This is a genomic window from Bordetella sp., assembly GCF_051960075.1.
Taxonomy (GTDB): domain Bacteria; phylum Pseudomonadota; class Gammaproteobacteria; order Burkholderiales; family Burkholderiaceae_B; genus Bordetella.
Genome location: NZ_JBQCER010000103.1, coordinates 1 through 12,574, shown reverse-complemented (window position 1 = coordinate 12,574; position 12,574 = coordinate 1). Strand labels below are relative to the sequence as shown.

Here is a 12,574-nt window from a genome sequence, read left to right as displayed (position 1 = left end):
TGTCAATAGCTCAACACAGGAATCGATATCATGAAAGCAACCCTAGACCATCAGACCGCCGCCCCTCTCGCAAGCGCCGAAGGCCACCGCATCGTCTCGCGGGACGAGTGGATCGTCGAACGCAAATCGCTGCTGAGGCGCGAAAAGGAACTCACGCGCCTGAACGACCAGATCGCCGCCGAGCGCCGCGCCCTGCCCTGGACCCGCGTCGACAAAACCTATGTGTTCGACACCCCCGAGGGCAAGCGTACGCTCGCCGACCTGTTCAACGGACGCCGCCAACTTATCGTCCAGCATTTCATGTTCGCCCCGGGCTGGGAGCAAGGGTGCCCGAGCTGCTCTTTCATGGCCGATCACAGCGACGGCATGACGATCCACCTGGAGCACCGCGATGCCACGCTGATGGCCGTCTCGCGCGCGCCCATCGCCGACATCGAGCGCTTCCGCCTGCGCATGGGCTGGCAGTTCAAGTGGGCCTCGTCGTATGGCACCGACTTCAACTACGACTTCAACGTCAGCTTCACTCCCGCAGAAGTCGCCAGGGGCGGCCTGAACTACAACTACGGCAATTGGCCCTATTCGCAGGAAGAATGGCCCGGCATCAGCGTCTTCTTCAAGAACGACGCACAAGAGGTATTTCACACCTATTCGCGTTACGGCCGCGGCCTGGAAGTGATGATGGGCGCCTACCACCTGCTCGACCTTACGCCCAAAGGCCGCGACGAAAGGAAGGTCGAATACAAAATGGAGTGGGTACGCCATCACGACCGCTACGAAGCGGCGCCGGCTGCACAGCCCTACGCGACGGGCTCGGTCGACACGCTGTTCAGCACCTTGAAGCACGAATGCTGCCACTGATGCCGCGCCACGGAGCCGTCGAATGAACGGGATTCGATCCGAAGAATGCGCCGGCGAAAGACGCCGTTCGGGAGGCTGGCGCGCCATCGCCCGCGGCGCGGCGGATGGATTGCATCTTGCCGCCGCACCGACTTTCGCGCTCATGGCCTTGCTGACGGCCGTGCACGACGGCGGCATGCAGCAGATGCGCTGTATGAGCGTGGGCGATATCTCGTCCTGGAACAGCATGAGCCTGATGTATCTGCTGATGAGCGCAGGTCATGCGGCACCCTGGATAAGGCTGGCCGCAGGGCGCCGATAAGCCGCGGCCGCCTGTGCCTTGCGGGACTCAGCGCGCGTCGGCGGCAATGCGCGCGGCGCCGACAATTGCGCCGTCCGGCGATTGGACGAGTACCGCCGCGCGTTCCCCGGCTGGCGCCGCAAACTGCAGCGTCAGCGCGGCGCCGGTCCAGTCGCCGACAGTTTGTATCGAACGCACGACATTCGACTCCCGTAGTGTGTGCCCCGAATTTTCACCCCGCTGGACGACCGTGGTGCGCTGCGGGTCATAGCCGATTAGCAGGATTTTCCCGCTGCCGGACCCTGCTCCGATCCGGATCGACAGCGTGTGCGCGTGCCTTGCGCCCTCGACGTCGACGCTTCGATCGTCGCTGCGCCGCGCGGCCACGATCGCCGCGTTCACTGCACCGATATTCGAACCGACCAACCCTGCGCGGCCGTCGATCACCATTTCGGGGGTGTAGATGCCATTACCCAGGCGGGCGGCATAGCTCGCCTGCCGCCGTGTCGCGGACTCGAAAGAATAGGGATCCGTCCAGCCCAGGCTGTTCCAGTACGTCACATGAAACGCGAGCGGCAGTACGTCCCGGCGATGACGGGCAAGCTCGGACAGGTACGCCTCCGCGGGCGGGCACGACGAGCATCCCTGCGACGTAAAGAGCTCGACCACCACGGGCCTGGCCAATGCCGTGGCGTGGCCGACCAGAAGAAGAACGAAAACGGCGGCAAGGCGTACGAACATGGCCGATCTCCTGATGCGCGGCGAAAAGGGGTTCTTCTTTTAGTTCGCAGCCGACCGAACAGCGGTTACATCGCAGCGGAATTTTTTACGTGCATGCATGCCCGATTATGCGGCAACAAAAAAATCCGCCGCCTGTAACCCGCGCCCTGCACAGTCCGAACTAGTTCATGTATCCGCAACGGATACCTTCACTTTCACCATCAGGAGAACATCATGTCCGCAAAAATCAACGTTAGTTCCGCCCTCCTCGCCGGCGCCGTCGCCAGCCTGCTCGCCTCGGCCGTGCATGCGGCGCCGCTGACGAAAGCGGAAGTGAGCGCTGCGATGGCGGCGCATAAAGAGAAGTGCTACGGCGTCGCGCTGAAAGGGCAGAACGATTGCGCCGCAGGCCCCGGAACAACCTGCCAAGGCACCTCGGCGGTCGATTTCCAGGGCAATTCGTGGAAGTTCGTGCAAGGCGGCACCTGCACGAGCATCGTCGTGCCCGGCGGCGGCCATGGCTCGCTCACCCCGATCAAATCCTGATCGCGGCAGCGCACGAACGGGACGGCCATGACTACCTTCATCCGATCGGCGGCAACCCATGCATGCGCCCGTCCCGAAAGCCCATCGTCCGAGGCGGCCGGGCTCGCCGGCACCAGTTTCAAGCACGAGCATCTTGCAGCCATTCTCGACGACGAACTTCATGACGGCTTTTTCGAAGTGCATGCCGAGAACTACATGGGCGCGGGCGGCGCGCCGCACCGCGCGCTGAACGCCATCCGCGAACGCCATCCGATTTCTCTGCATGGCGTGTGCATGTCGATAGGCGGGCCGGACAGGCTCGACGCCGATCACCTTGCACGCTTTCGCATGCTTGTCGCGCGCTACGAACCCGCGCTCGTCTCCGAGCATCTCGCCTGGTCCTCGCATGGCGGCGCCTTTTTCAACGATCTGCTGCCATTGCCCTACACCGGCGCGACCTTGGACAAAGTCTGTGACCATATCGACCAGGTTCAGGAGGCCATCGGCCGTCCGCTGCTGCTCGAGAATCCGGCCACCTACGTGACGTTCTCGTCCTCGACGCTGAGTGAGGCCGGATTCATCCGCGCCGTCGCGCAGCGCACAGGATGCGGCTTGCTGCTGGACATCAACAATGTGTTCGTCTCGTCAGTCAATCACGGTTTTTCGGCGCAGGCGTATCTGGCGGACTTTCCGCTCGAATACGTAGGCGAGATCCATCTGGCGGGTCATAGCACGCAGCAAGACGACAACGATGCGCCGTTGCTCATCGACAGCCATGACCGGGCCGTCGCCGATGCCGTATGGGCGCTATACCGCGACGTGATCGCCCGCGCCAGCCCCGTGCCGACGCTCATCGAGTGGGACAGCCAGTTGCCGGCCTGGCCCGCGCTGCGCGCGCAGGCACAGATCGCCCGACGTCTATTGCTCGCCCACGTCGCCGCACCTACTCAGAATTTTCAGGCAGCCCATACGGAGCGCATCGGCCATGAAGCCCGAATTTGATGCGACTCGCTATGCGGCCGCCTTCGCGCCGGGTCTGACGAATCCCGATCTGGCGCCCCCCGAGGACGTGACGGCCGCGCAGGACAGAGGAATCGCCGCACGCTACAACGTCTATCGCAACAATGTCACGGTCAGCCTCATCGACGCCCTGGCTGCGATCTATCCGGCCGTGCAGCGCATCACAGGTGTCGACTTCTTTCGCGCGATGGCCCGCTTTCATGTGCGGGCGACGCCGCCCGTCTCGCCGCTTCTGTTCGAGTACGGCCGCGACTTTCCCGCGTTCATCGAATGCTACGACTATGCCCGCGACATGCCCTGGCTCGCAGACACGGCGCGCATCGAACGCGCGTGGCTCGATGCCTATCATGCCGCCGACGCCGCGCCGTTGACGGCAGACGCATTCTCGAACATCGATCCCGGCGCCCTTGCCCAGGTGCGCTTTACCGCGCATCCCGCCGCGGGCATCGTGCGCTCGCGCTATCCGGCCGTCGCCATCTTCGCCATGAACCGGACCGACGGTCCGGTCACGCCACTGCTCGCGAGCGACGCCGAAGACGCCCTCGTCACACGGCCCGACACCGAGGTGACCGTCTCGCGCCTGCCCCCGGGCGGCGCCGCATTCCTCGGCGCGCTGATCGCAGGCGCGCCGCTCGGCACCGCCGCCGAAACGGCTTTCGAAGAATGCGGCGCCTTCGATCTGCCGGTCAATCTTGCCGCAATGATTTCGGCCGGCGTTTTTTCCGCCATTCAACTTCAAAGGTAATCGACATGTCGACCCGACAAGACTCCGCGCTGTCATATCCAGACCGTATCGCCAGCGCAATCGTGCACGCACGGCGCGGCATCGAACGCCTCGCCCAGCCGTCGTTCGTCCAACTGGCGCTGCGCCTCGCGCTGGCCGTGCCGTTCTGGAAATCCGGCATTCTCAAATGGCAGGGCTTTCTGCACCTGAACGACACGGCCATCTATCTCTTCTCCGACGAGTTCAAGCTCCATCTGCCCGGCGGCCCGTATCCGTTTCCGGCGCCGGCCGTGTTCGCGTTCCTGTCTGCGTGCGGCGAGGTCTCGTTTCCGGTGCTGCTGGTGCTCGGTCTGGGTACGCGTTTCGCCGCTGCAGGCCTGCTGTTGATGACCTGCATCATCGAGCTGACGATACCCGACGGTTGGCCGATCCACATCACCTGGGCCGCCATGGCGCTGGGTATCGCGGCGTGGGGCCCAGGCCGGCTTTCGATCGACCATTTGCTGGGGGACCGCACGTACCGTTCGTAAAGCGCACGCAGCGGTTCGGCCATCGCGCGGCATTGCCTGCGCCGGTGAAACTCGCGCAAAGCAAGACATCGCGAATGGTAACAAGCCATCTCTCGATGGTGCCGTGCGCAGCCGCATTGCTAGCGAATGCAATCCCCCTCTCGACATATTTCAGCACGCGGGCATGGCGCGCTGTCGAGGGAGTATTTTTTAGTCTTTCGGATATATCAGGAGAGCGACATGCCCGGTAGGACTGACATAGCTGAATCACTCAATATGCGGTCTATGCGCCCCATCGCGGCGACTGTCTTGCGGACCTTGACGGCCGCTTCCGTCCTTCTGCCGCTGCTTGCAGGCTGCGCCACCTACAAAGTGCATGAAGCGCGAGAAGTGCAGGAGGGCAAGCTCGTCGGCGCCAATATCATCGATCTGATGCAGTCGGTCGGCATCCCGGACAAAACCATGAAAATAGTGGACACCGGCGGTCCCGACGACCGCATGATCGTGCAATGGAATTTCTCGAATGCGGATGCTGCGATCGACTTCACCCTGATTCTCCTGCAGCTCAAGGTAGGCGGCGCAGGCAAATGCAGCATGACGGCCACCGTGGACCGCTGGGGCGGCAAGGTGCTCGAGGTGAACTTCCCGCAGGCGCATACCGACAGCATCGGTTCGGACTACGACGCCTGCGAGCCGCTGGTCGAAGAAGCGCTCACGCATATGCCGCACACGCCGATAGATCCGAAGTACGACGCCTTCGCGCTGGCCGGCAAGGGCAAGTGAAGATATTTCCAGCCGGCTCTCGCGAATCGTGCGGCCGGACTTCTCCACATCGATGGCGTCGGATCCGGGTGCCGGTCAGTCCGCCCCACGTGCGATGATGTCGCAGCCTATCTCCACGCCATTAGCCAAGGACCCTGCCATGCCGCCCAGCACAGATCAGCGTCGCCACAGCCCCGCCGCCGAGCGCAACGGCCCGTACATCCTGACCGCATTGCAACGCGTGCTGCCGGCCCGCGGAGTATTGCTGGAGATCGCCAGCGGCACCGGCCAGCATGCCGCGTTTTGCGCGGCCGGACTTCCTGGCTGGCAATGGCAGCCCAGCGACTGCGACGCGAGCGCATTGACCGCCATCTCCGCCTGGTGCGCCGGAAACGATCGCGTTCTGCCGCCCATCGAACTGGACGTGACGGCCCCCGACTGGTTCGACGCCGCACGGCAGTTCGACGCCATCTACTGCGCCAATATGATCCACATCTCGCCCTGGGCCTGCACGCTGGCGCTGCTGCGCGGGGCCGCGCGCCACCTGGCGCCGCAGGGGGTGCTGATCACCTATGGCCCGTATCGGGTGGACGGCGTGGAAACCTCGCCCAGCAATCTCGCCTTTGATGCCGACCTGCGCGCGCGCAATCCCGCATGGGGCCTGCGCCGCCTGTCCGACATCGCCGCGCAAGCCGCAGCGGCAGGCCTGCGGCTGCGCGAGACACTCTCTATGCCGGCCAACAATCTGCTGCTGGTCTGGGAGCGCGGCTGACCCGGTCGGGCAGGCAATGGGTCACCGGCCTGGTCAGGCCGATGGCTTCGGAAGGCTGCTGCATTTCTGCAGTGTTCGGGATGCTGCCGACCCGGCGATTGCGCCCGGACGCTCGTCAAGGCAGAACGAGATCGGCGTCGGCGATGGATCTTTCGAACAGGGGCTTCGACAGCAAGTACCCCTGGATGAGCTCCACGCCGGCGTCCTGCAGGCAAAGCAGTTCATCGCGCGTTTCCACGCCTTCGGCCACGACCTTGATTCCGAGCTCGGCGCAGATGCCGACCACGGCGGCAACGATGACCCGGTTGGTCTTGCGCTTGTCGACATCGCGTATCAGGCCCATGTCGAGCTTGATGATGTCGGGCTGAAAATCGGCCAGCAGGTTCAAGCCGGCGTAGCCGGCGCCAAAATCGTCGATGGCCGTGCTGAAGCCGATTCGTTGGTATTCACGAAATACGTCAGCCAGCCATTTTCCGTCGTCGATGCGTTCGCCTTCCACCGTTTCGAAAATTATTTTATCGATGGGAAAGCCATATGTCTCGGCAGCCCGCAGGGTCGTGCTGATACAGACTTCCGGCCGGTAAATGGCATTGGGCAGGAAGTTGATGGAGAGCCTGCTTTGCAAACCCACACCGGACGCGGTCTTTATCGCGCGCACCCGACAGGCCTGGTCGAATTGATAGCGATTGGCGGGCGTCACGCGTTCGAGCACCGACAGCGCGGATTCTCCGCCAGGGCCTCGTATCAGCGCTTCGTGGGCAAACACCTGGCGGGCCCGGATATCGACGATGGGCTGAAAGGCGTAGCTGAAATCGAAGCCCAGCTCCGCGCCGTCGCGGCACACGGCACAGTGTTCTTCGCTCTGAAGATGTTGAGCATGATTTCGCAGATTGATTTGCTTCATTTCATCCGTTCGTTTTTTTGCACAATGCGATTTTTGTGCGTGTTTCTCCTCTTTTTATCATGGATAAAACGTCAGGCGAATCCGTGAAACGATGGAGCGGGAAAAACTCGCGAGCGGGCGTTGACCCTGGCCCATCGGCGCGACATCGCCGGACGAGATCGTGTTCGCGGCCGCTCCGGACGGCCCTTCGGCGCGCACGACGTCAAGGAACAACGTTCAGCGTCGGCCCAGCAAGGCCTGCACGGCCAGGCTCGCGGCCTCGACAGCCCCCGCGACATATCCCGGAAACTGCGGCGACCACTCGCTGGCAATGCCGGTCAGGCGGCCGCGCCAGGGTCCGTCGGCAGCGCCGGTGTGAGGCGCTGCCGCATGCGTGTCCTGGGCAAGCTGATCCGCCGCCGTCGCAGTGTAGGGATCCTGCGCCCAATCCTTGAGAAATTCCGCCGTGGGCGCGGCGGCGCGCGAGCCGTACATTCGCGCAAACTGCGCGCGGCACAGCGAGCGCAGCGCCTCGCCGGTCATGCGTCGGCGCGCCGCGGCCGGCATGCCCAGAAATCCGAATAGCGCCGCGCTGCCTCCCGGCATGCTGGCGTCGTGGATCTCCCCCATCGGTCCGCAGGCGCTGCGGCCCTCGCCGGACAGGCCCTGCTCACGCCAGAACGCGGTGTCGTAGAGCGCGATGTACTTGGCATGCGGCGCCATCCAGGTCGCCGCCTGCCGCCACGACTGGGCCAGCGCCGGGGGCATGTCCGGCGTGAACGCGATGGCATGTTCCGCCAGGCGGGGCGGAACCGCCAGCAAGACTTGATCGGCGTGCCAGGTGGTCGCGCGCCCGGCGGCGTCTTCGCTGTGCAACACAATATGGGAGGACGCGAGGGCGACCCGGCGCACGGCCTGGCCGGTCACGATGCGCGCCGGATCCAGCGCACGGCGCAGCCCGTCGATCAGCGCGCCCATGCCTCCCATCAGTCGGAACGAGGCCGGCGAGCTGGCATAGCCGCGCATGCGCACAGGTGGCCGACCCGGCGCGGGTTCCACCACCATGTCTCCCGTCTCGTATTGCTCGAAAGGCCGCAGGCCCAGGTGCGTGACCAGCTCATGCAGCGCCGGTTGGTGATCGGGCCAGAACCACGTCGGCCCCAGATCGAAACGATCATCCGACGGCGTGGGTCCGCTCCATGGCGGCTCGGCGCACAGGATGCGTCCGCCGAGCGTGCTGCGCGCTTCGATCAGGAGATAGTCGCGCAGCCCATGGCGCTCGAGCAGCCAGGCGGCATGAAGCCCGCTCAATCCACCGCCCACGATCGCGATGCGGGCGCTGCGTATCGGTTCGTTCATAGGCGTGCATTGCCCAGATGCCCGGTCTTGAGGTAGACCGTGGCGCCCTGCGGGCCGCCCGCGACGTCCGCCGTCTCGCCGGGCGGCAGGCGCAACCACGATCCGCGACCATAGGACTGCCCGCAAGAGATCACCTCGCCTTCCAGCACCAGCACCTCGGCGCCGTCTACCGGTTGCGCAAGCAGCAATGCCTGGGGCGGCACGCGCTGCAGGCAGACCTGTTCGTAGTCGGCCGAAAACAGCGGGCAGACCTCGCGACCGTTCTCGTTGCGCCAGGCCGCAGGATCACGGGTATCGATGCGCACACGGCGCCGCTCCTGCGGCGGCATCTGGCAGAGTTTGACGAAAATGACGGCGCCCTCGGCGCTGGCCGGCTGATGGCTGGAGCCGGGGGGATTGCGCAGGTACCAGCCTTCGGAATAATGCGCCCGGCCTTCGGAGAATACCCCCGACAGCACGAGAACCTCTTCACCGCCCGGGTGGTCGTGAGCCGGGAAATACGACTCGGGTGCATAACGCACGATGCTGGTCGCCCGGGCCTGCTCCTGGCCCACGCGGTCGAGCATCACGCGCTCCACCCCGGGTTGGGGCGAGGCGACCCATCGATAGCGGTCCTGCGCCATGACGGCGCGGCGCGAAAAATCCGCATGGATCAGCATTGCGGCGTCCGCCGTGCGATGACGATAGTCATGATCGATTACTTTACCAGGGGCCTTACGGCCGTAAAGCCGCCGTCCACCGCGAGCACTTGCCCGGTGATGCGCGCGGCGCCTTCCGACAGCAGCCATGCCATGGCGTCGGCCACTTGGCCGGCGCTCTGCAGACCGCCCAGCGGATACTGCCTTGCGGCCCCTTCGCGCATCGCCTCCATACGCAGCATGCCCGCCGTCATGGGCGTCTCGGTCATGCCGGGCGCCACCGCGTTGATGCGCAAACCCAGGGGCGCATAGGTGGCAGCGGCGCTACGGACCAAGGCCTCCACGCCGCCCTTGGCGGCAGCAATGGCCTCGTGGTTGGCCACGCCGATACGGGCGACTACGCTGGAAACCAGAACGGCGGCGCCAGGCCTGCCGGCCGTGCGCAGGGCATCGATCCAGGCGTGCAGCACGAAGAGCGCGCTGTCCAGGTTCGCACGCAGCACGTCGCGGATTTGCGCCGCGCTACTGCGATGCAGAGGCGCGATCAGCGTGTTGCCCACGCAATGCGCCAGCAGCGCGGGCGCCTCGCCGAGCTGCTCCTGGCACTGCGCCATGGCGGCCAGGGCGCCCTCTTGCGTCGTAGTGTCGGCAACAATGTGCGCATCGGCCGGCACGGCAGCCAGGGTCTGGGCATCGCGCCCGACCGCTGCGACGCGGTGACCTTGTGCGCGCAGGCGCGCCACCAGTTCGCGGCCGATGCCGCCGCGCGCGCCGGTTACCAGCGCCGGAGCAGGACGGGATGGAGGAAGGGTCGTCATGGGCAGTACTCGGTTGGACAGTGGGAAGGCGCCGCGGGCGGAATGGCGTCAGCGCGTTCGGGCGATTCTTTTACGCCAGGCGGGCCTGACCAGGAGAAAAAGGCGATAGACGGCCTCGAGCAGCCACACCACGGGACGAGCACTCAGCAGACGCCCCAGGAAAGCCAGGCGCGGCAGCGATTGCCACAGCGTGGCGAAGGCCATGGCGCCGCTGACCAGGCGGCCGTCGGGCAGCCGCAGATACAACCTCGACATGGCGGCATCGCGGCTCAAGCCGGGCCCCAGATCGGCCGCGTCGCAGCGGGACACATCGACCCAGCACACGTCCTGCGCGCCGGGCTGCCTGCGGTACATGGCCACCTCGCGGGAGCACACCGGACAGCCGCCGTCGTAGTAAAGCGTAGGCTTGGTCGTAAGCGTCATGATCATCTTGGCCTTGTCAATTTCGATTCATTTTAAACTCATAAATGAGAAAACCCAAAAAATATCACTTAAATTGAATTCATATTAAACTCACCGCCATGACCTCTCGCCCATCCCCCCCCCTGCCCGCGCCAGCGCCGACTGACGCGACGGATCCGGTTTTTCGCAGCGGCGCGGTGGCCCGACTGGCGCGCATGCCGGTCGCTACCTTGCGCGTCTGGGAACAACGCTATCGCGCGGTGCACCCTGCCACGGCGCCGTCGGGGCACCGCCTGTATTCTCCGGCCGACGTGCAGCGCGTGATGCTGCTCAGGCAACTGACCGAGCAGGGTCATGCCATCGGGTCGATTGCGGCGCTGGATTTCGCGCAGCTGCAGGAAATCGCCCGCATGCCGGCGGCCCGCACGGACGGCGCCCGGGGGGCGACCGCTCGCGCTGCCGGAGCGCCCAACTGGTTGGTTGTCGGAACGGCCCTGGCGACGCGCCTGCAGCGCGCCGGTGTCCTGCGGCATCTGGCTTACCCCGCGCCGAGGGTGACTGTGTTCGACTCGCTGGCCGAGGCATCGGCCGCCGCGTCCGACGATGCGGCCGATCTGCTGCTATGGCAAGCACCGGTCCTGCGGCCCGGCAAGCTGGCCGAACTGCAGCAGACCAGGCAAGCCTGGCATGCCCGCCATACCGCCGTGATGTACCGCTTTGCCCAGGCCTCGACCATCAAGACCCTGGCCGACGCAGGATCGAGCATGCTGCGCGAGCCGGCCGACGACGACATGCTCGGCGCATGGCTGGGTTCGATCGATCGCGGCCTGCCGTCCGTTCACGCCGATGCCGTGCCTGCCCAGGCCGGGCTCTTACCCGATCCGGCATCGGCTCCCGCACCCCGGCGCTTCGACGATGCCATGCTGACGGCAATCGCCGGACTGTCGTCGACGCTCGCCTGCGAATGCCCGCGGCATATCGCCGAGCTGCTGATGCAGCTGACCAGCTTCGAGGCCTACAGCGCAAGCTGCATCCATCGCGATGACCCTGACGCGCAGTTGCACGCGTATCTGCAGCAGGTGGCGGGCACGGCGCGTTCTCTGTTCGAGTCCGCGCTCGAACGCGTGGCGCACCACGACGGCCTGGCGCTGCGCTGAAACGAGGTTTTCCGTGCGCGATCCCAACCGTGAATTTCCGTCGGCTGTCGCCTGGCTGGGCTACGGCGGCCTTTTGCCCTTTGTCGGCACGGCGCTGCTGACTCGTCTCGAACCGCAAAGCGCAGACTTGTGGATGCGCGCCTTGATCGGCTACGGCGCGGTGATTCTCAGTTTTGTCGGAGCGCTGCACTGGGGGTTCGCCATGATGGCCTGCGGGCTGGACGCGGATCGGCGCGGCCGCGCCTACGGCTGGAGCGTCGTCCCCGCCCTGCTCGCATGGCCCGCCCTGCTGCTGCCTGCCCGACACGCCGCGCTGCTGCTGGTGCTGGGCTTCCTGCTGCATCTCATGCAGGACCGCCGGCTGGCGCGCCATGCGACGCTGCCGGGCTGGTACCTGCCGCTGCGCTGGCGCCTGACTGTCGTAGCCAGCCTCAGCCTGCTGGCCGGGGCCTGGGCGAGCATCGTCTAGGCGCGATCGCCTCAGGCGCCGCCCGGCGCCGAACTCCGCGGCAATCTGCAACACCGCGCGCAACGTGATGAAGAACTGCAAACAGTTTGAGAAAAATCAAACTCCCCGGTTCTGTTCCCGACTATGTTGGCTCAAGACATCACTGCGCCATGCGCACTCCGGTTGACTCCCGACGCGGGAGCATGGCGCAAGGAGAATCGACAATGTCGAACAAGCGCGGGACAGCGGGGAAAGCAGTAACGTCACGGCACCGGGACATGGCACGGCAAGCGCCGGGGACCGCATGGCCGAGGCGGCATAACAAAAGTCTTCTGTTGCTGGTGGCCGCGGCGATGGTGTGGTCGGTTCCGGCGCTCGGTCAAGAGCTGGTGCCGCAATCGCCCACCTCCGATCAGCCGTCGTCCTCCGCGCAAGTGCCCAGCCTGCCGTCGCAGGAGCCGGTCGACAACGCCGTACCCGGCAAGGCGCCGGACCGCATTCCGACGCCGGCCAGCCCGGTGAGCGCAGCCGGCACGCCCTTCTCGCTTGGCTCGTTCCTGCTCTACCCGGAACTCGATACGACGTGGATGTACGACAGCAACGTCTTCTTTTCGCCCGACGGCTCGCGGCTGAGCGATCACGCCTGGATTTTTTCTCCGAGTATGTGGGCAATGTCGAACTGGACCAAGCACGAGCTGG

17 protein-coding genes are annotated in these 12,574 nt (G+C 65.3%); 11 read left to right on the top strand and 6 right to left on the bottom strand.

The annotated features are described in order from the left end of the window. Window positions 1-30 precede the first annotated feature (30 nt). Entirely contained in the window at window positions 31-858 is an 828-nt protein-coding gene (locus ACTHJ1_RS18350) for a DUF899 domain-containing protein (protein ID WP_440195601.1), read from the top strand. A gap of 22 nt (window positions 859-880) precedes the next feature. Further along, the gene (locus ACTHJ1_RS18345) at window positions 881-1,159 is read left to right on the top strand and encodes a hypothetical protein (protein WP_440195598.1); all 279 of its coding nucleotides are present in this window, start codon (window positions 881-883) and stop codon (window positions 1,157-1,159) included. A 27-nt stretch (window positions 1,160-1,186) separates the two neighbouring features. Here the strand turns inward: ACTHJ1_RS18345 and ACTHJ1_RS18340 are convergent, their stop codons facing one another. Continuing rightward, a complete protein-coding gene (locus ACTHJ1_RS18340; RefSeq protein WP_440195595.1) occupies window positions 1,187-1,879 on the bottom strand; it encodes a DUF1223 domain-containing protein in 693 nt (230 codons plus the stop codon). A 213-nt stretch (window positions 1,880-2,092) separates the two neighbouring features. Between ACTHJ1_RS18340 and ACTHJ1_RS18335 the strand changes: the two genes are divergently transcribed. From ACTHJ1_RS18335 to ACTHJ1_RS18310, 6 genes are all read left to right on the top strand, one after another. After that, entirely contained in the window at window positions 2,093-2,404 is a 312-nt protein-coding gene (locus ACTHJ1_RS18335) for a BufA1 family periplasmic bufferin-type metallophore (protein ID WP_440195592.1), read from the top strand. Window positions 2,405-2,431: 27 nt separating this feature from the next. Continuing rightward, complete coding sequence (gene bufB / locus ACTHJ1_RS18330; protein WP_440195589.1) at window positions 2,432-3,385, top strand: MNIO family bufferin maturase; 954 nt, start codon at window positions 2,432-2,434, stop codon at window positions 3,383-3,385. Further along, window positions 3,369-4,148, top strand: coding sequence for an HvfC/BufC family peptide modification chaperone (locus tag ACTHJ1_RS18325; RefSeq protein WP_440195586.1), 780 nt, complete (start codon window positions 3,369-3,371; stop codon window positions 4,146-4,148). The genes bufB and ACTHJ1_RS18325 overlap by 17 nt, the downstream gene beginning before the upstream one ends. Before the next feature lie 5 nt (window positions 4,149-4,153). Further along, complete coding sequence (locus tag ACTHJ1_RS18320; RefSeq protein WP_440195583.1) at window positions 4,154-4,657, top strand: DoxX family protein; 504 nt, start codon at window positions 4,154-4,156, stop codon at window positions 4,655-4,657. Window positions 4,658-4,954: 297 nt separating this feature from the next. Beyond that, the gene (locus ACTHJ1_RS18315) at window positions 4,955-5,419 is read left to right on the top strand and encodes a hypothetical protein (RefSeq protein WP_440195580.1); all 465 of its coding nucleotides are present in this window, start codon (window positions 4,955-4,957) and stop codon (window positions 5,417-5,419) included. Between the two features lie 139 nt (window positions 5,420-5,558). After that, window positions 5,559-6,170, top strand: a complete 612-nt coding sequence (locus tag ACTHJ1_RS18310) for a DUF938 domain-containing protein (protein WP_440195577.1) — start codon at window positions 5,559-5,561, stop codon at window positions 6,168-6,170. Window positions 6,171-6,285: 115 nt separating this feature from the next. Here the strand turns inward: ACTHJ1_RS18310 and ACTHJ1_RS18305 are convergent, their stop codons facing one another. From ACTHJ1_RS18305 to ACTHJ1_RS18285, 5 genes are all read right to left on the bottom strand, one after another. After that, the gene (locus tag ACTHJ1_RS18305) at window positions 6,286-7,074 is read right to left on the bottom strand and encodes an EAL domain-containing protein (RefSeq protein ID WP_440195574.1); all 789 of its coding nucleotides are present in this window, start codon (window positions 7,072-7,074) and stop codon (window positions 6,286-6,288) included. A 216-nt stretch (window positions 7,075-7,290) separates the two neighbouring features. Next, window positions 7,291-8,412, bottom strand: a complete 1,122-nt coding sequence (locus tag ACTHJ1_RS18300; protein ID WP_440195571.1) for a flavin monoamine oxidase family protein — start codon at window positions 8,410-8,412, stop codon at window positions 7,291-7,293. Beyond that, window positions 8,409-9,071: a cupin domain-containing protein gene (locus ACTHJ1_RS18295; protein ID WP_440195568.1), complete on the bottom strand. Its 663-nt coding sequence runs from the start codon at window positions 9,069-9,071 to the stop codon at window positions 8,409-8,411. The genes ACTHJ1_RS18300 and ACTHJ1_RS18295 overlap by 4 nt, the downstream gene beginning before the upstream one ends. Window positions 9,072-9,109: 38 nt before the next feature. Then, window positions 9,110-9,868, bottom strand: coding sequence for an SDR family NAD(P)-dependent oxidoreductase (locus tag ACTHJ1_RS18290; protein ID WP_440195565.1), 759 nt, complete (start codon window positions 9,866-9,868; stop codon window positions 9,110-9,112). A 48-nt stretch (window positions 9,869-9,916) separates the two neighbouring features. After that, window positions 9,917-10,291 carry a thiol-disulfide oxidoreductase DCC family protein gene (locus ACTHJ1_RS18285; RefSeq protein WP_440195562.1) on the bottom strand — a complete coding sequence of 125 codons (375 nt, stop codon included), beginning with the start codon at window positions 10,289-10,291 and terminating at the stop codon, window positions 9,917-9,919. Between the two features lie 98 nt (window positions 10,292-10,389). Here ACTHJ1_RS18285 and ACTHJ1_RS18280 point away from each other — a divergent pair, with 98 nt between their 5' ends. The 3 genes from ACTHJ1_RS18280 to ACTHJ1_RS18270 form a co-directional block, all read left to right on the top strand. Beyond that, a complete protein-coding gene (locus tag ACTHJ1_RS18280; protein ID WP_440195559.1) occupies window positions 10,390-11,427 on the top strand; it encodes a MerR family transcriptional regulator in 1,038 nt (345 codons plus the stop codon). Between the two features lie 13 nt (window positions 11,428-11,440). Further along, complete coding sequence (locus ACTHJ1_RS18275) at window positions 11,441-11,896, top strand: DUF3429 domain-containing protein (RefSeq protein WP_440195556.1); 456 nt, start codon at window positions 11,441-11,443, stop codon at window positions 11,894-11,896. A gap of 332 nt (window positions 11,897-12,228) precedes the next feature. Beyond that, a partial coding sequence (locus ACTHJ1_RS18270; protein ID WP_440195553.1) for an outer membrane beta-barrel protein occupies window positions 12,229-12,574 on the top strand: 346 nt, incomplete at its 3' end.

Excerpts from the sequence above, each read along its gene's own strand:
- ACTHJ1_RS18350 (WP_440195601.1), top strand. The coding sequence starts at position 31 with ATGAAAGCAACCCTAGACCATCAGACCGCCGCCCCTCTCGCAAGCGCC.
- ACTHJ1_RS18345 (WP_440195598.1), top strand. The coding sequence starts at position 881 with ATGAACGGGATTCGATCCGAAGAATGCGCCGGCGAAAGACGCCGTTCG.
- ACTHJ1_RS18340 (WP_440195595.1), bottom strand. The coding sequence starts at position 1,879 with ATGTTCGTACGCCTTGCCGCCGTTTTCGTTCTTCTTCTGGTCGGCCAC.
- ACTHJ1_RS18335 (WP_440195592.1), top strand. The coding sequence starts at position 2,093 with ATGTCCGCAAAAATCAACGTTAGTTCCGCCCTCCTCGCCGGCGCCGTC.
- bufB (WP_440195589.1), top strand. The coding sequence starts at position 2,432 with ATGACTACCTTCATCCGATCGGCGGCAACCCATGCATGCGCCCGTCCC.
- ACTHJ1_RS18325 (WP_440195586.1), top strand. The coding sequence starts at position 3,369 with ATGAAGCCCGAATTTGATGCGACTCGCTATGCGGCCGCCTTCGCGCCG.
- ACTHJ1_RS18320 (WP_440195583.1), top strand. The coding sequence starts at position 4,154 with ATGTCGACCCGACAAGACTCCGCGCTGTCATATCCAGACCGTATCGCC.
- ACTHJ1_RS18310 (WP_440195577.1), top strand. The coding sequence starts at position 5,559 with ATGCCGCCCAGCACAGATCAGCGTCGCCACAGCCCCGCCGCCGAGCGC.
- ACTHJ1_RS18305 (WP_440195574.1), bottom strand. The coding sequence starts at position 7,074 with ATGAAGCAAATCAATCTGCGAAATCATGCTCAACATCTTCAGAGCGAA.
- ACTHJ1_RS18300 (WP_440195571.1), bottom strand. The coding sequence starts at position 8,412 with ATGAACGAACCGATACGCAGCGCCCGCATCGCGATCGTGGGCGGTGGA.
- ACTHJ1_RS18295 (WP_440195568.1), bottom strand. The coding sequence starts at position 9,071 with ATGCTGATCCATGCGGATTTTTCGCGCCGCGCCGTCATGGCGCAGGAC.
- ACTHJ1_RS18290 (WP_440195565.1), bottom strand. The coding sequence starts at position 9,868 with ATGACGACCCTTCCTCCATCCCGTCCTGCTCCGGCGCTGGTAACCGGC.
- ACTHJ1_RS18285 (WP_440195562.1), bottom strand. The coding sequence starts at position 10,291 with ATGACGCTTACGACCAAGCCTACGCTTTACTACGACGGCGGCTGTCCG.
- ACTHJ1_RS18280 (WP_440195559.1), top strand. The coding sequence starts at position 10,390 with ATGACCTCTCGCCCATCCCCCCCCCTGCCCGCGCCAGCGCCGACTGAC.